The sequence below is a fragment of the Streptosporangium sp. G11 genome (genome assembly GCF_051192615.1).
Lineage (GTDB): Bacteria > Actinomycetota > Actinomycetes > Streptosporangiales > Streptosporangiaceae > Streptosporangium.
The window spans coordinates 1-21,260 of record NZ_JBPJUQ010000102.1 but is presented as its reverse complement, the minus strand read 5'-3'; the positions used below and the strand labels follow the sequence as shown (position 1 = coordinate 21,260).

The window sequence follows — 21,260 nt, the reverse complement described above, 5'->3', positions numbered from 1 at the left end:
CAGCCGCATCGTCATCGAACAGGCGAAGGGCATGCTGGCCGAACGCGGCCAGATCGACGTCAGCGAGGCATTCGTCCGGTTGCGTGCCTATGCCCGCAACCACAACCAGCAGCTGTCGACCGTCGCCCGCCAGGTGATCAACCAGGACGCGATCGTGGCAGAACTGCTGCACACCCAGCGGCCCTCTCCCAGCGACAGATCCGGCGCATAACTGGTTCACTGTCTGTCCTCCCGGGTGAGAGCTCCGAAACAGGGGGTGTGGCCGCTACCCCCCAAGGCGTATGCTGCGCTATGTATATGACCGATCGCCTAAAGTAATGATTTGGTCATGTGGTCTATCACGAAGTTTCGTGGTGGACCGTGCCGCCCGGACCCGCGACACACGTGTAGGTGCGGCGTCGGCGAGGGCGCAACTCCAGGTGAGAGTTCCTGGAGAGTGCCCCGCCCGACCCCGCTTAACGCCTGGGTGGTGGGAGCGGCGATGGACGAACTAATGATCTCCACTATGCAGATGAACGGGTCGATGGTCGTTACAGTGCGTGGAGAGCTGGACATCGTCGGCAAGCCACTGCTGTGCACGCGAATCGACGATGCCCTGCGCACTGGTGACGGCCCCCTGGTCATCGACCTGTCCGGAGTGTCATTCATCGACGCCCAAGGTTTATCGGCGCTGATGGTGAGCCGGCGGCACGCCACCGAGCTGAACCGGTCGCTGATGCTGGCCGGGGTCTCGGCCGCGGTACGGCGACTGCTTCAGCTCACCAAGCTGGAGGACAGCTTCGCCATGATGCCCTCGCCGGATACGGTCAGCCCGCCCGACGCCCGCGATCTGTTTGTGCGGATGCAATGATCGGCGTGCTGATCGGGCCGCCCGGCCGGGCAGACGGGCCGGACTCCGGTCCCTGCCTACCGCTTGAGCAAGGCGCGAAGCTCTCTACGTCATGACCGGCTCCCGTTTGCAAGTAGTCGCTCAAGGTCTATACGCGTCGCGTCAGCTTTGCCCTCCAGGTAGGCAAAGGCCCTATCGCTACGTGAAACGCAGCGCTCGTGAAAACTGCCATGCCCCGGCTGGGGCGCTCGGCTCCAGGATGATCGCTAACGCGAGGCTACGGGATCATGAGTGGATGGGGGGTGTCTGATCGTCCCGCCCGCCACGACCCAGGTGAGCCCAGCAGACCGGATCCTCTGACTCAAGCCCGTCTGTGACCGTTGGCATCTCATGATCGAGGAACATCCGCCGGTGAACGGACACACGAAGACAGGCTTGCCCCTCCGTCGCCAGCCCGCTGCCACTTCGCGGTGGGTCAAGGTAGACGGGAAGATCAGGCCGAGGAAGCGTACGCCTTCGCGCATGATCTGAGGGTTGATCACGTGCCACAGGCGTGCCAGATCTCACGGGAAACAACAGGGAATCACGGGGACTCACGGATCAAGAACGAAGAAGGCCCCTCACCGCATCTCTGCTGGTGAGGGGCCTCTTTACGCTGGCGTGGCAGGTGCAGGACTTGAACCTGCGTAGGCTGAGCCGACGGTTTTACAGACCCGCCACAAAAACACTCTGACCTGCGGATTCTCTCTAACGCATCTGTGCTTGGCCGCGTATGGGCCGTAGGGCCGATCTTCTGAAGATCACCTAGGAAGGCAGCGCTCCGACGCGACAAGCACGACAAGGGATCACGGCGCTAGCGAGGCTAGGAAGGCTTGCCATCTAGGTGTAAGGCAGGACTCCCCCAGGTGAAGAAGAGTTCTACGCTGGTTTTAAAGAGAGACATGATGGACCTACGCTGAGCAGTGGAAGGGCCTCCTACCTGCTCAAGTTTGACGCCTGGCCGGTAGGAGGCCCAACCTCTAGAAGAGGTTGCGCGGGTCGACCGTCATCCAGATGACCCAGACGACGAGCCTAATGATCCTTACAATCACTCGGATCTTGCGCGCACGCTCTTCCTTCTTGTGAAGCTCCTCGCTCATACCGATCTCCCCTCACAGCCGGACCATCCGGCAAGCTCGACCAGATGGTCCGAGATGAGGGGCTTGTAGGTAATTGCGAGGTCATGAGCAGCTCACACTGCTTCGTCTGCCACGATGGCGTACCCGAGTCCTGAAGGTCAACGCAAGGAAAACCCAGTTCAGGGTGGGCGATGTGCCACGTTGGTTGAAGGAAGCAGTCCCCCGGAGGACGATCCTTGGCCAGCGGCTTCAGTCGAGGAGTTTTCGACCAAAAAGTGCCGCCCCCCCGTTGAACCTGGCGCTCAGGAAGGCGACACATACAGATGATCAAGATGCTCCTACATTTACTCTATGCAGTCGAAGCATCACGATTCTGCCTACACCTTGTCCGCTGGCCCATCTGGATCGGATGCCGAAAAATGGCATCCGATCCACTAGTCGGATTTCAATGCATGAACTTGACCTAAAAATGAAGTCCAGGATACGGTTGCGTGGCGATCATGATCTACTGGAGGCAGTATGGCCACGCCGGTCCCCCCGACACCCCCCTCGTGGACTCTCACACCTGGTCAGCCCATCGAGCGCAAGAGGCTTCACGAACAGTTCGGTGGCCGCACGCAGGGCGGCATCGGTCCGTCAAGCCGCACCCCGAACGTCTTCGTCTTCACCGATCCCATCGCTGGCGAGAAGCACGGCTACTTCGACGGCTGGATGCCTGACGGCCTGTTTCACTACAGCGGCGAAGGCCAGTACGGTGATCAGCGGATGATCTCCGGCAACGCCAGTATCCTCAATCACCGGCGGGAAGGCCGTGCTCTGCACGTCTTCCAGGGCGCTCGTGGCACCGTCACCTACCTCGGCGAATTCGAGGTGTACGACAAGGACCCTTGGTATGAGGCGGATGCCCCGGAGAGCGGAGGCGCCCAGCTGCGCAAGGTCATCGTCTTCCGGCTGAAGCCGCTGGACACTGCGCCTCAGGCACCGCAGACCAAACTAGCCCGGCTGCTCGCCGCCACCAACCGCGCCGACATTGAAGAGCAGGTGCAGGAACTGCCGCTGGAGCAGCAGCTCACCGAGCGCAGTTTCGTCAATCCCGCCCAGGAGCCCTACGAGGCCGAGCGGAAGGAATCCAGCCTGGTGCAGGCAATGGCCGACTACCTGCGCAACAAGGGGCACACAATCAGCCGACACCAGATGCTGCCTAAGGGGGAGACACGGCCGCTGTTCACAGACCTGTACGACAAGGACCTGAACCTCCTGGTGGAGGCAAAGGGCAGCGTCACCCGTGAGAACGTACGGATGGCCATCGGTCAACTCGCCGACTACGGCCGGTTCTTGCCAGACGCGGTTCGGGCGATCCTGCTGCCAGCCGAGCCTCGCACCGACCTGCTCGCGCTCGCCCACAGCCAGAACATCGTGATCGTGTGGCCAATCAAGGGCGGTTACGGCGCCAGCAAGGCTGACTTTGTCCTGTGAGTGTTCACTTCAGAGGGACCACCGGCTGTACGCCGGCAGCCTCCCGATGGACCGTAGACGTGAGCAGTCAGGCAGGCTGTGAATCCCAGACTGCCGGCAGACTCAAAGCACCGCCGCAGAATCCGCAGAATCCGCAGAATGCTGCCCGGGAACCTATCCCTCCTGGCCAGAGGCGTACGCCATCATCCAAGGGGAGCTTCCGCAGAATGTCGCAATATTCCGCAGAATTCGGCCCGTGGGTTCGTTGAGCGGCTTACTCTTCGATTCTGCGGATTTCTGCGGTATTCTGCGGAGAATGATCAATAGCGAGCCATACATGCGCTGACCTGCGAGGATGCCACTAACCGGAGAATTCTGTAGATTCTGCGGATTCTGCGGCGAGTTCAGAGGTCCATGCCGTCAGTCGAGGCCGAGGACACAAGGGCATCCGGTGCAGCCAGCCCTGATCAACCCACTCATGCCACTCCCGACAGCTCGGAACGTGAGGCCCCTGCCCAAATGGACAGGGGCCTGTCGCACGATCTAGGGCTACTTCACTAGATGCAGCGAAGGAGAGGCAGGAGGGGTCGTCTGTGAGCCGCCGGGCAGCGATTTTACGGGCATTGCCGACGTCAGCCCGAAGACTTGATCACTTAGTTCGTCCCACGTGATATGCAGCGCATCCGCAATTTGTAGAGGCGTGACACCCTCTGCGCGCAGGGCTGTGAATACCTTGGAGAGCAGCTGAGAGGACTCTCTGGCAATTCCCCCCACTTCCTCCCGGCGATATCCCATACGGGACAGATTAGTGGCTAGACTTCGATAACCCCACTCGGTCACCAGATTGAGTTCATGGAGGCGGTAGGTCAAGGCCATTGCCGAGACCTTCCAAGTGGACTTCGCCGCCAAGACCCGATCCACCGTCGCATTGTTGAGGCGTTTGGCAAGCACCGCCTTCTCCGGCATTAGGAAGGCCGATGCGAAGCGTTGGGCCTGCTGCTCAGCCTCCTTGCCATGCGGAATCTCATGCTCCGGGTGAAGAACCAGATGGCCGAGCTCGTGCGCGGCATCGAACCTGCCGCGCTCCCCCGACTTTCTAGTATTAAGAATCACATACGGAGTTGTTTTCCAATAGAAGGAAAACGCATCGACTTCCAGACATTCATCTGCCAGAGAGAAAACCCGTACTCCGTGAGCTTCGAGCAGGTGAACGAGGTTGCCGATGGGAGCCACACCTAGGTCCCACAACCCTCGCACTCGTTCAGCAGCCCAGTCCGGATCTTTTCCGGTCAGGCTCGGGACGTCGGGAGCCGGCAGAAGAAAACGTTCTTCTATCCACTCGTTGATCATGATGGCGATGCGAGCAGCAGCCAAGGCAGTGTCCCGCTGTCCTGCGGTGAGCTTGCTGAGCGCCCGGAAGCTCACAGCTTCCACAGGGATCTCTTCGATCTCTGCCGCTGTGAGGAATGCCACAGGTACTCCCAACGCCTTGGCCAGCGTCTCTAGGGTCTTGGTGGTTAGTTGTCGTTCTTTACCTCGCCCGTTCTCGTAGTCCGACAGAGTTCGCGTGGTGATTCCAGTGACCTGTTCCAGGCGCACCAAGGTCATGCCTCGACGCTTTCGAGCCACTTTCAACCGCGATGGGGTAAATGAATGTTTATCAGTCATAGTGCCGTCTTTCACCCTATCGGGCGTCAGCGGCGCTCAACGGCAACGTCGAAGCCCTGCCCGTCCTCGTCGCGCTCGTCGTCGCCGATTGACACGTCCTCGAAGGTGTAGAACGGGACCAGGATCCGCTCCGTCCAGCGGCTTACGTATCCCTGCGGGGTGATCTCGCCAGGCAGGGAAAGCTCAGCCGCGATGCCGCGCACGGTGACGTGGTAGAGCAGGATCCAGGTAGCGCGCGGTGCCTCTGCGGCGTCATGCAGCTTCGGACCGACCTCGGCCTCGACAAAAAACAACGGCAGCTGCTCGTTGTCCTCGACGACCTTCTGGTACGTCGCCCCCTTGGCGTACTTCGTGGTGGGTGGAGCACCGGTCAGACAGCCAGTCTGGGAGTCGCCGGTCGTGGCGACGATCGCCAGCTCACCAGACGGGTCGATCGTGAGCGGCAGCCCGCCCGGGTTCTCGTACGTCCAGTCCTTGCGGCCCGTCCGGATACGAAAATGCTCGTTGATCCGCCCCCATCGGGCCATGCCAGGCATCACCCGGGGCGCCGCTTCCGACCATGCCCGCGCCTCACCCTGTCCAGCACTCAGGGCCGCGTGGATGTCGTCCACGGTCAGCCCTAGCTGCGTGAGCCGGTTGACCGCGGCGCCTTCCTTATGGATGACCCGTTGCATAGGCACCTCCTCTGTCTCGACTTCATGAAATCCTCCCTCACTTGAGGGCCAAAAACAAGAAGATCGACAAAGTGTCCCGGTTCGTTCTTCCATCGACGAAGGGTGTAGGTCTGGCGTGTGCACGACGACGGCCCCCAGAGAATGCTGTCCCAGACGGCGTGCAGAGGCTTGACAGTGCGACCATCCGGGTGGGCCAGGCGTGACCCTCGGCGACGGTCACGCGCTCCCTGGGTCAGGCAGCTGCCGGGTGTGATGTGCGCAATGAGCAAGGGCAGGACCTACCCGGTCCTGGGAGTTGATGAAGCCCATGCCGCTGGTCCAGACTTCTATAGGGCAGTAGCCAGTTCTTCCATACTCATCACGATGACATCAGCGCCAGCCGCCGCGAGCTGCTCCGCCTTGCCCGGTTTGTTGGCGTAGCCCACGGCGGTGATGTTCGTGCTCTTGGACGCCTGCATATCGGTCACCGAGTCGCCTACCAAGAGCGAGACGGCTGCATCCGCGTCGAGCTGGTCGAGTGCTTGCAGGACGAGATGAGGGTTCGGCTTCATGAGCCCCGGGTCAGGGTCCATCCGGGCCGAGATGAGGTCAACGGCCGTTAGAAGCCCATGCGCCCCCAAGAATGCGGTGACAGCGGCTACCGAATTGTTGCTGACCACAGCAACCGACTTGTTTGCTTCCCCCAATCTCCGAATGAGATCGGCAGCGCCCGGCGTCAGTCTTGCGGTCGCTGCCGCTTCAACTTCCAGATCAGTCAGCGCGTTAAGCGTCGCATGATTAAGGTCCTTGCCGAGATCAGCGCTGAAGCGGAAAACCTCCATAGGGTCGTCCTCTTCCTGCACGCTCTGGGGCAAGTCCACTCCGGCAGCCTTAAGCATTATGCGCAGCCTGTCAGCGACTTCCGGCGCGGGGAATCCGGCGAAGACATCACAGATCGGCCCGTCGAAGTCGAGAAGAACGTACCGGGCGCTCTGCATCACATCCCGTACGGCCTGCGGTCCTGTTCGCGTTGTCACGGGATCTCTCTCGCCACAGTGGTCCACATATTGTCGAACCACATGCGGGACTGGTTGACGAACTGCCCGGAGGTGGAGTCTCCCCCGTCGCTCACAGCGAAGTGGAAAAGCTCTGCGTCTTTGCCACCCATGTCGTAGATAGCCCGCGGCTCCCCGCCAAGCGTGACGGTGTGCTCAAAGACCGGATAGAAGCCAAAGAATACCTCTTCGCCATTGAGAACGTAAAGCTTGAAACGCGGGGGTTCCCCATTGATCCGAACCTCTGCTGAGGCAGCCTTGACGAGGCCAAGATCTCGCAACTCCTGTACGGAATCGACAATGGCCTGAGCATGTCGCGATGAAATCCGCTCCATGCGCTTTCTAATGAGCGGCTCATCTTCAAGATTGTCCGCCCTGACCGGTAGAGACCAAGGACGGCTTGTGTCAGGTACGAGCATTCGGATCGTGATGCTCTCGGGAACCAACCGGCCGGTACGGATGCTGTCGAGCGGTTCCTGAATCGCGCCGTGCAAGGTCTCTCCGGAGAACCCGGCGAACTCGATCGAGACGTCAGGCTTCTTGAATGCCTGCTCGATGTGTGGGCGGAGTCCGACCGGCCGCGCGGTGCGCTCCCGTACGAACACGCCACTTCCCTGACGAGAGATCACAAGCCCCTCATCCCGGAGCTCGCGGATGGCCTGCTGCACGGTCATGCGGGCAACGCCGAAGCGCTTGGCCAGCTCGGGACCAGAGGGAAGCTTCTCGCCTGGCGTGAACTTCCTGGTCAGGATGGCGGCCCTCAGCTGGTGAGCCACCTGCAAGTAGGGCGGGCGCGGGTCATCTGGATCTAGTTCCACGCAGTAAGACTACTGCTACCTGCCCAACATTTCTAAGCAAGTTAGCCATGCCCCTTGACATGACTAGCCAAGCCAGACAGCATTGCACTTATCCAACCTGCCTAGCAAAGTTGGGCAAGTGGAAGCGGCAGGTCAGAGGCATTCAAGCTGCCGAACCAGCTCATCCCGCCCCCTCAAGAGAGGCGTTATCACCATGCTTCCACCCCCGAAGCCCCGTCGTCTTCTCCCGTTCCTGCTCATGGCTCTGGCGCTGTTCTTCATCGTCCGGGAGCCCGCCCACGCCGCGCAGTTCGCGACGAGCGCTTTCACCGGCCTGCTGGCGGTGACCGACTCGCTGGTGACCTTCGCCAGCGCTCTCGGCTGATTCGCCCAAACGAGAGGGAGCGGCCCCCATCTGCCAGGACATGGGCCGCTCCCGAACTCCCCGAAAAGGAGCACCACCATCATGACCCACAGGTCCATCAGGAAGAGGACCGCGAGCGGTTCTCCCTGGTTGCCGCCGGGCACCGCGAGCACCTGGGTGTGCCGGTGCGGCGGCATCAACCCGCGTACCTCGACGACGTGTCAGAGGTGCCGGCGATGACCTCCCTGTCCACGCTGCGCCGCGTCTACCTCGCTCAGAAGGCGCATCGGAAGGCGTTGCGGGTGGCGATGTTCGCCGCCGGACCGGCCTGCGACGACACCACCGCCGACCTGTTCACCGCTCCCGACGCCTTCGAGTCCGAGCCGGACGCGGTGCGCGAGGAGCGGGAGGCCGCGGCCAAGCAGATCTGCGCTGCCTGCCCGGCCCGCGCCGAGTGCCTGGCCTACGCCTTGTTCACCCGCCCCACCGAGGGCGTGTGGGCGGGACTGACCGCCGAGGAGATCCGCGCCCTGTCCCTGTATCGCCGCTCCCCGGCCGGCAGCGGACAGGAGGTGGCCTGACATGGCGCGCTTCTTCTGCCTGGACTGCCGTTCCCGCTCGGCCAGCGCCATCGGTTGCCGCCGCTGCGGCACCACCACCGGCCGTCAGGTGCAGCGCTGCCCCGTCCACGGCGCCCGCTGCCAAGCCGCCTGCCGGCTGTGCCGCACTCTCGCCCGTTCTCAGTCCATCTGACCTGTAGGAGATCGACATGTGCACGACATACACCCACCCCGACGTCCTCACCCGGGGCATCGCCGAGGGATGGGCCGAGACCGAGACCGACCCCACTCGCATCGACTGGGCCGCCCGCCAGGCCGGCGCCGCGATCCCGTTCCGCGTGGTCAACGGCCGCCCGGTCAGTCCTGGTGCGCCGACCGGTATCCGCTACGGCCGCGGTGAGCTGGGCCACTGGGGCGAGAAGCAGGCCGCCGACGCCCTGGTCTTCGCCCGCACCTGCGGTGGTGGCCGGTGGTTGTTGATGGTCGAGCGCGACGACGGCCACGGCTGGGCGATCCCGGGCGGCTGCCTGGACCCCGGCGAGGACGCGCTGACCGCGGCGATCCGCGAGCTGGAAGAGGAGACCGGCCTGTACCTTCCCGGCGCGTCCTGGACGGTGTACCCGGTGCGGGTGGTGCCGGACCCGAGGGCGACGGACGAGGCGTGGATGGTGACCACGCCCGCCGTGGCCGAACTGGGCCTCGTCGACGAACTCCCCGCCGTCACCGGAGCCGACGACGCCCGCCGCGCCGCGTGGGTATCGGCCCACACCTACCCCGTGCTGGAGGCGCACCTGGAGACGGCCTACGCCGGGCGGGTGTTCGCCGCTCATGAGGACATGCTGCGTGACCTGCTCGACCTGTTCGACCCCTGGTCCGCGCGGGTCCACCACCGCGACAACGGCACGCTCGTCCTGCCCTCGCCCACCGGGGCGGGTGCGTGATGGCCGTATTCGCCGCCGTCTTCGTCGCCCTGTTCGCCGCCCACTCGGTGGGGGATCACTGGGTGCAGACCCACCACCAGGCGTGCGCCAAGGGAGCGCCCACCGCCGCCGGACGGCTGGCCTGCCTGCGGCACGTGGCCACCCTCACCGCCACCAAGACCGCCGCCCTGGCCGCGCTCGCCCTGGTGACCGGCCTGACCCTGCACCCGATCGCGCTGCTGACCGGCCTGGCGGTGGATGCCCTCTCGCACTACTGGGCCGACCGGCGCATCCCCCTCGCCCGGCTGGCCGAGACCCTCGGCAAGGGCGACTTCTACCGCCTCGGCGCCCCCCGCCCCGGCACCACCGACGCCCCGCACCTGGGCACCGGCGCCTACGCCCTCGACCAGTCCTGGCACATCGGCTTCCTGTTCATCGCCGCCCTCATCATCGCCGCCTGAAAGGCAGGTGAGACCCATGCCCGTCCACAACCACCACGGCCCGGTCACGATCACCAAGAACGGCCAGATCATCATCGACGGCCGGCAGGTCGGCATCACCGCCCTGCCCCTAGACAGCATCGCTCCCGAGGTCAACGCCATCGACACCGACGAGGAGGACTGAAACATGATGACCACCCCCACCCCCGAGCCATCCCCCGACGACGTCGCGCGTGGCCTGGCCGAGTTCGAACGCCACCTGGCCGAGCAGGTCCCCACCCTCCCTGAAGCGCTGCCGGTGGAGAGCGGCGGGGAGACCAAGCGCGTGCAGCGGTTGCGCGCCGAGGTCGCCGAAGCCCACCAGCTTGCCGCCTTGCAGGGTGATGACGCGCCGCTGCTGCTCGACACCGCCAAGGTGCGCAAGCGCCGCAAGCAGGCCCGGGAAGCGGCCCGGCTGCACGAGCTGGGCCAAGACCCGGCGATGCGCGCCTGGCAGGCCGCCCGGATGCGGCGGCTGCTGGTGGCCGTCGCCATGGTCTCGCTGACCCTGGCGCTGGCCTGGTCCACGGCCGGCGTCCAGGCGTTCGCCGCCGAAGACGCCCCGGCCTGGTCACCCGCGTGGATGTTCGCCTGGCTGGTCGAGCCGTTCATGAGCATGGCGCTGCTGTTCGTGGTCGGCGCCCGCGCCTACCTCGCCACCCGCGGCCAGCCGATCATCTCGCGCACCCTGGTACGGATCGAGGGGTTGTTCCTAGCGCTGACGTTCGGCATGAACGTCTGGCCCTACCTGCCCTGGTCCCTGCCGCAGGGGGAGACGTTCAAGGTCTCCGGAGTGGTGCTGCACATCCTCGGCCCGACCATCGCGGTGGCCATCGTTCTCGCCCTGCCGATCGTTCTGAGCGCGTTCGCCGCGCTGGATCACAGCCAAGGAGGAGGGGGGCTTACTGGCCTTACGTACAGCGCAAACGCCCATGATCCGGTAAGGGCACCCGGGCCGGACGTGGCCCGCCTGATCGACCGGGCACGGACGCTCATCGCCGCCGGAGAGCTTCCGGAACTCCCCAGCGCCTACCGCCTTCAGCGCGCGCTGCGGTGCGGCATGGACGACGCCCGTGTCGTCCGCGACGCCCTCGTCAAGGAAGCGACATGACCCACCACCCCAGCACCGACACCCCGCCAACCATCTCTGTGAGAGGAGAAGAAACCCGATGACCACGAAGATCCCGCCCACCCACCCCGTCACCCCCGGAAGCATCTGGCGCGACCGCCGCGACCTATTCGGCACGCGCACGCTACGCGTGGAGCGCATCGAAGACGGACGCGCCGTCTGCACCACGCTGACCAACTCCTACGAGGTACAGCGGCAACTCACCCTGGCCGCCAAACGCCCCCAGGACAGCCCGCTGCACAACACCCGCGACATGCGCGGCTTCACCACGCGCATCCTGCTCGACCGCTTCCGCCCCACCGCCCACGGCTTCGACCTCATCACCACCGACGCCGAGACCCCCGACCGCACGTCGTCCCCGAACCGTCCTGACGGGACGCGGCCCCACTCCGCCAAGAACGTGGCCGCGCCCCGCAACCCCGCCCACTGCAACGCACACGAGGTGACCTCATCATGACCGACATCCCGACCGAGACCAACGGCCACCGCCCGGAATGGCCCTTCGACCTCACCCCCATCCCCCAGCAGGGCCGACCCGCCGCCGACAAGCCGCCCGCCGACGTGGCCGAGGTGGTATCCCTCGACACCGCCCGCGAGCGCCGCCACCCCTACCCGCTCACCCCCGCGGCCCCGGACCAGGACGTCCCGGTGTTGCAGGGCGAGGTCATCCGGGTGGACCTGCCCGGCGGAGTCGACCGTGACTGGCGGGCCGAGCTGGAGGAGAAGAACCGCACCCGCCGCCCGGTCGTCCCGCTGTGGCTGCGCTCGCGCACCGAGGCTCTCGACACCCTGACCTGGGCGGGCCAGTACGGCGCCTACGTGGCCGGCTACCAGCTCACCCGCACCCCGCTGTACGCCGGACGGCTGGCCGCCCGCTCCCCACGCGGCCTGGCCCGCCTCATCTACAGCATGGTCCGCTGGACCCTCGACCTGGAAGGCGAGCCCGTCCGGCTGACCGCCGTACAGAAAGCCGACCCCGAGGCATACCTGAAACTGAGCAGACAGCGCGACTCCCGGGTGCGGATGCGGGTGTGGGTGACCGGTGCCGCGCTGGTCACCCTGCTGATCCTCTCTCTCATCGTCGCGTCCGCGCCCACCGTCGCGCAGTGGTCGGCGCTGGCCGTGGCGCTGGCCGTGCTGGGCGTCATCGGCCGGCCCGCCGACCGCCCTCTGATCGACCGTGCGGTGCTGCCGACCCGGGTGGAGAAGCTCACCAGCGACATCGTGGTGCGCGCGCTGACCGTGCTGGGCGTGTCCGGGCTGAACGCCAAGGCCGATGTCACCTTCGTGGCGCCGATCACCCGCGAGGGTCCCGGCTGGCGCGCCGATGTGGACCTGCCCTACGGCGTGACCGTCACCGACGTGATGGACAAACGCAAGGAACTGTCCGGAGCACTGCGCCGCCCGCTGGGCTGCATCTGGCCCGAAGGCGACTCCTCCGTACACGAGGGACGACTGATCCTGTGGGTCGGTGACAAGGACCTGTCCAAGACCATCGTCACCTCACCCCTGCTCAAGGCCACCTCGCACGATGTGTTCAAGGGCATCCCGTTCGGCAACGACCCCCGTGGACGGCTGATCACGGTGCCGATCATCGAGCACAACATCCTGATCGGCTCGCTGCCTGGCCAGGGTAAGACCGCCTCGGTGCGGGAGCTGGCCGCCGGCATCGTGCTCGATCCCACCCCCGAGCCGTGGTTTCACGAGCTCAAGGGCTCCGGTGACCTGGACCCGTATGAGAAGGTCTGCCACCGCTACGTCTCCGGCATCGATGACGAATCCATCGCTTATGCCGCCACCTCGCTGGTGCTGCTGCGCAAAGAGGTCATGCGTCGGGCTGGGGTGCTCAAGACGCTGCCGCCGGACCTGTGCCCGGACCGCAAGGTCACCCGGGCCATCGCCGACAAGCGCTCCCTGGGCCTGCATCCGCTGGTGTGCATCATCGACGAGTGCCAGAACCTGTTCGCCCACCCCAAGTACGGCAAGCAGGGCGGCGAAGACGCCGAGTTCGTCATCAAACTGGGCCGCGCCCTGGGCGTGGTGCTGATCCTGGCCACCCAGCGCCCCGACAAGGACAGCCTGCCCACCGGCATCTCCGCCAACGTGTCCATCCGGTTCTGCCTGCGGGTGGCCGGCCAGATCGAAAACGACATGATCCTGGGCACCTCGGCCTACAAGAACGGCATCCGCTCCACGCTGTTCGTCCCCGGCCCTCCGAAGGACGGCGGCGACGCCGGCACCGGCTACTTGGTCGGCGCCACCCCGATGCCCAAGGTCGTCAAGGCCGCCTACCTCGACACCCCCAACACCCAGCTCATCGCTGATCGGGCGTACGCGCTGCGCAAGGCCGCCGGAACCCTGTCCGGCCAGGCCGCCGGAGAGCAGCCCGAGGCCACCGCCCCCGCCTACGACCTGCTGGCCGACATCGCTGCCGTGCTGGCCGCGGATGAGACCAAGGTGTGGAACGAGATCGTGGTGGACCGCCTCGCCGAGCTGCGGCCCGATGTCTACGGGCCGTGGGCCGAGCAGGAGGGCGGCGCCAAGACGGCTCAGCTCACCAACGCGCTCAAGCCCTACGGCATCAAGTCGGGTCAGGTGTGGGGCACGCCCAAGGAGGGCGGTAAGGGCGCCAACCGGATCGGTATCGTCCGCGACGACATCCTGAACGCCATTACCGAGCGTGATGGAAAGAAGGGGTCCGGCGCCGTCTCCTGAGCCCGGATTCGCCTCTAGGTCTAGAGGCTCACCCCTCTAGACCTAGAGGCCCCGCTAGACCCCTATCCGCTGACCTGCCAGCGACCTAGCGCCTAGAGCGCCACCTGCGAAAACCCCGAAAACGGCCCCGGAGGCCACCATGGCAACCGCCATCGTCCTGCTAGGACTCTGCCTACTCGCCGTCACTCTCTGCTACATCGGCCGATGCCTGATCTCCCCGTGGGGGACCTGCACCCGGTGCCGGCCCGGCGGCAAGAACCGCACCTGCCGCCGCTGCAACGGCACCGGAATGCGCCCCCGCCTCGGCTGGCAACTGTTCGTCCACTTCCGCCGCCTGCACCGCAACGGCACCCGCTAACTCACCCGAACGGAGACCACCTGCCATGACCGTCCCGACCGCTCTACCCGCCGGCACCCATTCCCGCACCGTCACCACGACCATGAGCGGGCGGGAGCTACGCCTGTTCTTCGGTGCCGTCCTGCCGCACGCCAGCACTGACGACACCCTCCCGCCGATCACCATGCTTACCCTCGACGTCGCCGGCGGTGTGCTGCACGCGCTGGCCACCGACCGCTACACCCTCGGCATCGCCCGCCACCCGCTCCCATCGGGCACCCCCGGCGCGTTCACCCTGGGCGTGCCGGCCGCCGCGGTGCGGGCCGTCATCAGCCACATCAAGCTCCGCGCGAGCGTGGAGCTCACCCTCAGCGCCGAGGCACTGACGATCGACCAGTTCGACCCGCAGGTCCGCTACCACCTGCCCGCCTCCGATGCGCGCCCGGTCCTGCCCGACTGGCGCACCTGGCTCGCCGAGCGACTGACCGCCACACCCGAACCGGTACTGACCGCCGCCCGAGGCATCGTGCTGAACCCCACCTACCTGGCCCGGTTCCGCTCCGCCCCCCGCGACGGCCTGGGCATCGAGATGCGCCCCGCCGGACGCTGCATGGTCATCACCTGCGGCACCCACTTCCTGGGCCTGGTCATGCCCATGGACCTGAGCAAAGTCCACGCCGAGGCCCCCGACCCGCTGACCGGCTGGCTGCCCACCCCGCCCAGCAGCAGGCAGAACGCCGCATGACCACCACAACCACCCCGGCCAACCACCGAACCGGAGACCTCGCCATGACCACCCCGCCCACCATCACCCGCCACACCGCCGCCATCCTGCTGGCCCTGGCCGCGGCCTTCACCCTCACCGCCTGCCAGCCCGCCGAGTCCGCGTGCGCCGCCGCGGTGGCGATGGCCACCCCGCCCGAGCCGATCGAAGACGGCACCTACCGCGACGGCACCCACGACGACAGCGAGATTCCTCCAGAGCCGATCGAGGACGGCAGCTACCGCGACGACAGCGAGCAGCAGGCCGAGCGCGACCAGGCCCCGCCCGAGCCGATCGAGCGCGACCGCGACAAGCCCGGCGACGACGCGAAGGGCTGCTGACCATCCATGACACGGCCCCGGCGCATAGCCGGCAAGCACACCGCCGGGGCCGCTCAGCCACCCACCAACACATCGATGGAGGCCACCTCATCATGACAGCCATCCTCAGCTACCACGGCAAGCGCTACCGCCTGTACGAGGGCCGAATCCTGCTCAACTGGCACAAGCCCGCCCGGCCCGTTCTGCACCACCGCGAGGGCTGCGTGCTGTGCTGCCGGGTGCGCGTCACCGCCGGCCCCGGCTCGCCACCGCGCCACCCCAAGGACTGCACCCACTGCATGACCTGGACCGGTCCGCGCCCCGACCCGTGCTGGTCATGCGGCAAGACCGCGCACTACCTCGATGATGACGACCGCCCCACCCACAAGACCTGCCTGGAAATCGCCATCACCGCCGCTGCTCTCGCCCAGAGCGGCCCGGCCACGATCGAAGGGCGCGCCGCATGAGCGTCCCCAACCGCCAAAGCGCGCGCCGGATTCTGCTCACCGGCTCCCGCACCTGGACCGACACCGCAACGATCCGCGCCGCCCTGGCCGAGCACTGGGGCGACGGCACCGCCGTCCTGGTCACTGGCGCCTGCCCGCGCGGCGCCGATGCCATCGCCGAAACTCTCTGGGCCGAGCAGGGCGGGCACGTTGAACGCCACCCCGCTGACTGGGATGCCCACGGCAAGCGCGCCGGCATCCTGCGCAACGCCGACATGGTCGCCCTCGGCGCTGACCTCTGCCTGGCCTTCATCCGCGACGCCAGCCCCGGCGCCACCCACGCCGCCCACCTGGCCGAGCGCGCTGACATCCCCATCTGCCGTTACCCGCACCCGGAAGGGAAACCCGCCATGCCGAACACCGGGCCGAGCACCGGTCTGCTCCGCTACGCGCTGGCCGCCGCCGCTCGCGGCTGGCACATCTTCCCGCTCACCCCCCGCGACAAGCGCCCCGTGCGCGGGTTCACCGACTGGGAGCGCCACGCCACCACCGACCCCGACCAGATCCGCCGCCTCTGGTCGCGGGCGCCGTTCAACATCGGCATCGCCTGCGGCCCCTCCGGTCTGGTGGTGCTCGACCTGGACATGCCCAAGCCCCGCCAGGCACCCCCGCCCACCTGGCACCTGCCCGGCATCTGCGACGGCTCCGCCGTCCTGACCCGCCTGTGCGAGCAGGCCAAGCAGGACCGCCCAGACGACACCTTCACCGTGTTGACCCGCCGCGGCGGCGCGCACCTGTACTTCACCGCCCCCGCCGGCGTGCAGCTGCGCAACACCAGCGGTGCGCTGGGCTGGCTCATCGACACCCGCGCATCCGGCGGCTACGTCGTCGGCCCCGGCAGCTACGTCCACCTGCCTGACGGCGCCGGCGGTTATCACGTCATCGACTCCCGCGACCCCGCGCCGCTGCCCCACTGGCTCACCGCCCGGCTCGCGCCCCCCGACCCGCCGCCGGCCGGCCCCACCGCGGCGACCCTGCTCGGCCAGGGGCAGCGGTCCACCCGTTATGCGCTGGCCGCGCTGCACAGCGAGGTGCAGCGGGTGAAGACCACCGCGCCCGGTGGCCGCAACCACGCCCTCAACACCGCCGCGTTCGCCCTGGGCCAGCTCATCGGCGCCGGCCTCCTGCCCCGCCCGCTCGCCGAAGACGCCCTACACGCCGCCGGACAAGCCGCTGGCCTTTCGGCCTGGGAAGTACTGCCCACCGTGCGCTCTGGTCTGGACGCCGGCCAGCGCCGCCCCCGGCACGGCGCAGCATGACCACCCCTCACACGGTGACCGACGCTACCGAGCACGAGTTCACCCAAGTGCGGCACGTGGTCATGATGAGCGGCGGTATCGGCTCCTGGGCCACCGCCCGCCGCGTCATCACCCAGCACGGCGCCGCCTCCACCGTCCTGCTGTTCGCCGACACCCTGGTCGAAGACCCCGACCTGTACCGGTTCCTCAACGAGGCCGCCACTCAGCTTGGTGCCCGGCTGGTGCAGGTGGCCGATGGCCGTACCCCCTGGCAGGTCTTCCAGGACGTGCGCTTCATCGGCAACTCCCGCGTCGCCCCGTGCAGCAAGTACCTCAAGCAGGTGCCGTGCCGCCAATGGCTCGAAGAGCACACTGACCCGGCTACGACCACGGTGTATGTCGGCATCGACTGGACCGAGACCCACCGCCTGCCCGCGATCGAGGCCGCCTACCAGCCCTGGGCCGCCCGCGCTCCTTTGTGTGAGCCGCCGTATGCCAGCAAAGATGACCTGATCGCTGAGGCTAACGCCGTTGGCCTGGCCACTCCGCGCCTGTATGAGCTGGGATTTCCGCACAACAACTGCGGTGGCGCGTGCGTGCGCGGTGGCCAGGCGCAATGGGCGCACCTGCACAACGTCAACCCCGAACGCTTCACCACCGAGGAAGCCCACGAACAACAACTGCGCGCCCACCTCGGCAAAGACGTGGCCGTCCTGCGCGAGCGGATCGGCGGGATTACCTACCCGTTGCCGTTGATCGAGCTGCGTCAGCGCATCACCGGCGGCGCCGTCGACACCACCGACTGGGGCGGATGCGGCTGCTTCACCGAAACCGACACCGACACCAAACCCGAGGCCGCGACCGCGACCGCGAGTGTGACGGAGAGCCCCGTGCAGCCGACCCCGCCCCCTCCTGCCATGCCGGCCGGCTACCGGCCGCCCTGGGACAAGCCGGTTCCCCTCGGTGCCCGCGGCGCGCTGCCCGTCTTTCCCACCTACGTCTTTCCGCCCTGGCTGGCTGACTTCGTTGCCGCGCTGGCCGACGAAACTCAAACCCCGCCCGATCTGGCCGGCTGTATCGCGCTAGCTGCCATCTCTACTGCCGCCGGCGGACGCGCCCTGATCAACGTCCGCGGCACCTGGAGCGAGCCGGTCAACATCTACACCGTGGTCGCCATGCCCCCCGGCTCCCGCAAAAGCCCCGTGTTCCGCGCGATCACCACCCCGCTGCTCGCCGCAGAAAACCTCCTCCAAGAGCAGATCAAACCGCAGATCACCGAAGCCCGCATCGCCCAAAAGGTCGCCCAGGAAGCCGCCGAGAAAGCCACCCACAAAGCCACCACCGCCCGCGGCGACAGCGCCCCCACTGCGCTGGCCGAGGCCCAAAGCGCCGCCCTGGCGGTGGAGCACATCACCGTTCCGATTGCCCCCCGGCTCGTGAGCGATGATGCCACCCCCGAAACCGCCACCACCTTGCTGACCGAGCAGGGCGGGCGCCTGGCCGTGCTCTCGGCCGAGGGCGGCATCTTCGCTACCCTCGCTGGCCGCTACTCCGGAACCCCCAACCTCGATCTGTTCCTCAAAGGCCACGCCGGCGACCTTCTCATCGTCGACCGACGTGACCGCCGCGAACGTGTCGACAACCCCGCCCTCACCCTCGGCCTGGCCGTCCAACCCGAGATCATCACTGAGATCGCTAAATCACCCGGCTTTCGCGGTAGAGGGCTGCTGGGCCGCATCCTCTACAGCCTGCCGCCCTCCAACGTCGGATACCGCCGCATCGACTCACCCCCCATCCCCGACCTCATCTCCGCTACCTACGCCGCGAACCTGGAACGCCTCGTGCTGACCATGCACGGCTGGGAAGATCCCGCCCGCCTCAACCTCAGCCCCGAGGCCGCTGAGCTGTTCACCGCCCAGCGCGAACGCACCGAACCACGGCTACGACCCGAGAGCGGAGACCTGGGTCACATCGCCGACTGGGCCGCCAAATTCGACGGCGCCGTTGCTCGCCTGGCGGGACTGCTGCATCTGGCCGGCCACATCGACGACGGATGGCGCCGTCCCATCGGAGGCGACACCATGGCCGCCGCCATGGAACTCGGCGAGTACTTCACCACCCACGCCCTCGCCGCCTTCGACGCCATGGGCACCGACCCCGACCAAGAAGCCGCCCGCACCCTCCACGAATGGCTCACCCGCACCCGCTCCGAACGCTTCACCGTCCGCGAAGCATTCACCGCTCTCCCGCGCAACCGCTTCCGTAAGGTCGCCGACCTCGAACCTGCCCTCGACTTGCTAGAGCAGCTCGGTTGGATCCGCCGGGAGCCCGAACCGCCTCGCCTTGGCCCCGGCCGGCGTCCTTCCCTGCGCTACGCCGTCCACCCCGACCTATGCCACCCATAAGGAGACACCACCTATGGCTACGGCCAACCCCAGTAAGAAACTCACCGTCCCGGAAGTCTGCGAAGAGCTCCGGATTAGCCGAAGCACCTTCTACGACTGGCGCGCAAAGGGACGCGCACCCAGGTGCATCACGCTCCCGAACGGAAGTCTTCGCGTCCGCCGTACTGACCTGGACCGCTGGCTGAACGAGCGGGAGGATCTCGCCGCCTGATGAACAACACCACTTATGACGTCCGCTTCTGGAAGACCAAAACCTACAAGGGCAAGAAGGTCACCACCCACACCGTTCGGTGGGTTGTGGGGGGCAAAGAGCGGAAGGAGCCGTTTCGCGCGGCGGCGCAAGCTGAGAGCTTCCGCGCTCGTCTGATGACGGCCGCTCGCGCCGGTGAGGCATTCGATCTGGGGACGGGACTGCCGCTCTCGTGGCGTCGCGAGGAATCCGCCCTGACCTGGTACACCTTCACGGTGGCCTACGTGGACATCAAATGGCCTTACGCCTCGCCCAACCACCGCCGCGGAATCGCCGAAGCACTCACCGACGCCACCGAGGCGCTTTTCACCAGTGAGAGCGGCGCGCCGTCGCGGGACGTATGCCGTGCCGCCCTGCGCTGGACCTACAGCACCCGCGTGCGGAACAACGGAGGGCCACCCGCTGATCTTTCCGAAGCACTTCACTGGCTAGAACAGCACACCATCCCGCTCAGTGCGTTTAACGAGCCCGGCAAGGGGGCTGTGCTCGCGCGGGGGGTACTGGACAGGATCAGCCGCACGAAAGCCGGGGAGTTGGCCGCGGGCAACACGGCCAATCGCAAGCGGATGGTGCTCAATAACGCGATGGAGTACGCCCGGGAGATTGGAGCGCTGCCGGCCAATCCGCTCAAGGCCGTGAAGTGGGTCCGGCCTCGGACTTTGACCGCGGTGGACCCTCGCACGGTCATCAATATCGAGCAGGCTCGACGCTTCCTCACTTCCGTGCGGAAACACAGCGGACGCGGGGAGCGCATGGAAGCGTTCTTCGGCTGCATGTACTACGCCGCGCTCCGCCCGGAGGAAGTCGTGGATCTCCGCCGCACGCACCTGGTGAGCCTGCCCGATGACGGCTGGGGAGAAATGCGGCTCACCAACGCCGAGCCACGAGCTGGAAGCCGCTGGACCAACAGTGGCCAGCCGCGGGAGCGGCGCGCGCTCAAGCACCGCGCGGAAGGCGAGACGCGCCCGTTGCCGATCCATCCTGAGTTGGTTGATCTCCTGCGAGCACATCTCAAGCAGTTTGGTACCGGCCCGGACGGACGCGTCTTTGTCGGCCCTCGCGGCGGGCAGATGACCGATCGCGCCTATCTCAAGGTCTTTCACGAGGCCAGGACAAAGGCATTCACCGAGGAAGAAGGGGCTTCGCCCCTCATGGAGGTGCCCTACGCCCTTCGACACGCTGCCGTGTCCACGTGGCTCAATGCCGGCGTTCCCGCGCCCCAGGTCGCCGAGTGGGCGGGGCATAGCGTGGATGTGCTCCTACGTGTGTACGCCAAGTGCATCCACGGGCAGAGCGGGGAGGCGATGCGCCGGATATGGGACGCAACTAAGCCGTGAAAACTTGGCCGTGTATTGGCCGTAGCGAGCCGTAGCTACCCGTTGAGAGTCGGGGACAGCCGGACATACGAGAACAGCCCTCGCACCGCGTTTCCGCTGGTGAGAGGGCTGTTTCTGCTGGTGTGGCAGGTGCAGGACTTGAACCTGCGTAGGCTGAGCCGACGGTTTTACAGACCCACCGCGAGAAAAGTCTGACCTGCGCCTATGCAGGTTCGTACGCCTTCACGGGAACGCATTGGGAATGAACGGCCCGGTTACCCCGAGACGCGACGCCCCACCTGCAGAGAGCCCTTTTCATCTTGAGTAGCGGCCCTCTTCGACGAGCTGCAGGACGAGAATCGCTTGTACGAGTGCGGTCGCAC

23 protein-coding genes are annotated in these 21,260 nt (G+C 66.5%); 19 read left to right on the top strand and 4 right to left on the bottom strand.

Features of this window, described 5'->3' with window-relative positions:
* The 3 genes from ACSDR0_RS44230 to ACSDR0_RS44220 form a co-directional block, all read left to right on the top strand.
* On the top strand, positions 1–211 hold a 211-nt coding region (locus ACSDR0_RS44230; RefSeq protein ID WP_435294969.1), incomplete at its 5' end, for an ANTAR domain-containing protein.
* A gap of 270 nt (positions 212–481) precedes the next feature.
* Entirely contained in the window at positions 482–850 is a 369-nt protein-coding gene (locus ACSDR0_RS44225; RefSeq protein ID WP_435294968.1) for an STAS domain-containing protein, read from the top strand.
* A 1,616-nt stretch (positions 851–2,466) separates the two neighbouring features.
* Positions 2,467–3,423 carry a restriction endonuclease gene (locus tag ACSDR0_RS44220; RefSeq protein WP_435294967.1) on the top strand — a complete coding sequence of 319 codons (957 nt, stop codon included), beginning with the start codon at positions 2,467–2,469 and terminating at the stop codon, positions 3,421–3,423.
* Between the two features lie 528 nt (positions 3,424–3,951).
* Here ACSDR0_RS44220 and ACSDR0_RS44215 read toward each other — a convergent pair.
* The 4 genes from ACSDR0_RS44215 to ACSDR0_RS44200 all read right to left on the bottom strand — a co-directional run bounded on the left by ACSDR0_RS44215 (position 3,952) and on the right by ACSDR0_RS44200 (position 7,596).
* Positions 3,952–5,070: a helix-turn-helix domain-containing protein gene (locus ACSDR0_RS44215; RefSeq protein ID WP_435294966.1), complete on the bottom strand. Its 1,119-nt coding sequence runs from the start codon at positions 5,068–5,070 to the stop codon at positions 3,952–3,954.
* Positions 5,071–5,096: 26 nt separating this feature from the next.
* Entirely contained in the window at positions 5,097–5,744 is a 648-nt protein-coding gene (locus ACSDR0_RS44210) for a hypothetical protein (RefSeq protein WP_435294965.1), read from the bottom strand.
* A gap of 326 nt (positions 5,745–6,070) precedes the next feature.
* Positions 6,071–6,760: an HAD family hydrolase gene (locus ACSDR0_RS44205; RefSeq protein WP_435294964.1), complete on the bottom strand. Its 690-nt coding sequence runs from the start codon at positions 6,758–6,760 to the stop codon at positions 6,071–6,073.
* On the bottom strand, positions 6,757–7,596 hold the full coding sequence (locus tag ACSDR0_RS44200) for a GntR family transcriptional regulator (RefSeq protein ID WP_435294963.1): 840 nt from the start codon (positions 7,594–7,596) through the stop codon (positions 6,757–6,759). Before ACSDR0_RS44200 ends, ACSDR0_RS44205 begins: the two co-directional genes overlap by 4 nt.
* 193 nt (positions 7,597–7,789) lie before the next feature.
* Between ACSDR0_RS44200 and ACSDR0_RS44195 the strand changes: the two genes are divergently transcribed.
* From ACSDR0_RS44195 to ACSDR0_RS44120, 16 genes are all read left to right on the top strand, one after another.
* Positions 7,790–7,960, top strand: coding sequence for a hypothetical protein (locus tag ACSDR0_RS44195; RefSeq protein ID WP_435294962.1), 171 nt, complete (start codon positions 7,790–7,792; stop codon positions 7,958–7,960).
* Positions 7,961–8,175: 215 nt separating this feature from the next.
* On the top strand, positions 8,176–8,520 hold the full coding sequence (locus tag ACSDR0_RS44190; protein WP_435294961.1) for a WhiB family transcriptional regulator: 345 nt from the start codon (positions 8,176–8,178) through the stop codon (positions 8,518–8,520).
* Positions 8,521–8,708: 188 nt separating this feature from the next.
* Positions 8,709–9,440: an NUDIX domain-containing protein gene (locus tag ACSDR0_RS44185; protein ID WP_435294960.1), complete on the top strand. Its 732-nt coding sequence runs from the start codon at positions 8,709–8,711 to the stop codon at positions 9,438–9,440.
* Positions 9,440–9,880 carry a DUF3307 domain-containing protein gene (locus tag ACSDR0_RS44180; RefSeq protein WP_435294959.1) on the top strand — a complete coding sequence of 147 codons (441 nt, stop codon included), beginning with the start codon at positions 9,440–9,442 and terminating at the stop codon, positions 9,878–9,880. The genes ACSDR0_RS44185 and ACSDR0_RS44180 overlap by 1 nt, the downstream gene beginning before the upstream one ends.
* A gap of 16 nt (positions 9,881–9,896) precedes the next feature.
* The gene (locus ACSDR0_RS44175; RefSeq protein ID WP_435294958.1) at positions 9,897–10,043 is read left to right on the top strand and encodes a hypothetical protein; all 147 of its coding nucleotides are present in this window, start codon (positions 9,897–9,899) and stop codon (positions 10,041–10,043) included.
* Positions 10,044–10,046: 3 nt separating this feature from the next.
* On the top strand, positions 10,047–11,009 hold the full coding sequence (locus ACSDR0_RS44170; protein ID WP_435294957.1) for a hypothetical protein: 963 nt from the start codon (positions 10,047–10,049) through the stop codon (positions 11,007–11,009).
* Positions 11,010–11,067: 58 nt separating this feature from the next.
* Positions 11,068–11,484, top strand: coding sequence for a hypothetical protein (locus ACSDR0_RS44165; protein WP_435294956.1), 417 nt, complete (start codon positions 11,068–11,070; stop codon positions 11,482–11,484).
* Positions 11,481–13,742: a cell division protein FtsK gene (locus ACSDR0_RS44160; protein WP_435294955.1), complete on the top strand. Its 2,262-nt coding sequence runs from the start codon at positions 11,481–11,483 to the stop codon at positions 13,740–13,742. Before ACSDR0_RS44165 ends, ACSDR0_RS44160 begins: the two co-directional genes overlap by 4 nt.
* A 139-nt stretch (positions 13,743–13,881) precedes the next feature.
* Positions 13,882–14,100: a hypothetical protein gene (locus ACSDR0_RS44155; protein ID WP_435294954.1), complete on the top strand. Its 219-nt coding sequence runs from the start codon at positions 13,882–13,884 to the stop codon at positions 14,098–14,100.
* 25 nt (positions 14,101–14,125) lie between these two features.
* Positions 14,126–14,824, top strand: coding sequence for a hypothetical protein (locus ACSDR0_RS44150; protein ID WP_435294953.1), 699 nt, complete (start codon positions 14,126–14,128; stop codon positions 14,822–14,824).
* Positions 14,821–15,183, top strand: a complete 363-nt coding sequence (locus tag ACSDR0_RS44145; protein WP_435294952.1) for a hypothetical protein — start codon at positions 14,821–14,823, stop codon at positions 15,181–15,183. The genes ACSDR0_RS44150 and ACSDR0_RS44145 overlap by 4 nt, the downstream gene beginning before the upstream one ends.
* Positions 15,184–15,275: 92 nt before the next feature.
* Positions 15,276–15,629, top strand: coding sequence for a hypothetical protein (locus tag ACSDR0_RS44140; protein WP_435294951.1), 354 nt, complete (start codon positions 15,276–15,278; stop codon positions 15,627–15,629).
* On the top strand, positions 15,626–16,927 hold the full coding sequence (locus ACSDR0_RS44135) for a bifunctional DNA primase/polymerase (protein ID WP_435294950.1): 1,302 nt from the start codon (positions 15,626–15,628) through the stop codon (positions 16,925–16,927). Before ACSDR0_RS44140 ends, ACSDR0_RS44135 begins: the two co-directional genes overlap by 4 nt.
* Positions 16,928–16,941: 14 nt before the next feature.
* Positions 16,942–19,311, top strand: coding sequence for a YfjI family protein (locus ACSDR0_RS44130; RefSeq protein ID WP_435294949.1), 2,370 nt, complete (start codon positions 16,942–16,944; stop codon positions 19,309–19,311).
* A 13-nt stretch (positions 19,312–19,324) separates the two neighbouring features.
* A complete protein-coding gene (locus ACSDR0_RS44125) occupies positions 19,325–19,522 on the top strand; it encodes a helix-turn-helix transcriptional regulator (protein WP_435294948.1) in 198 nt (65 codons plus the stop codon).
* A complete protein-coding gene (locus ACSDR0_RS44120) occupies positions 19,522–20,898 on the top strand; it encodes a tyrosine-type recombinase/integrase (RefSeq protein ID WP_435294947.1) in 1,377 nt (458 codons plus the stop codon). The genes ACSDR0_RS44125 and ACSDR0_RS44120 overlap by 1 nt, the downstream gene beginning before the upstream one ends.
* Positions 20,899–21,260: the final 362 nt, after the last annotated feature.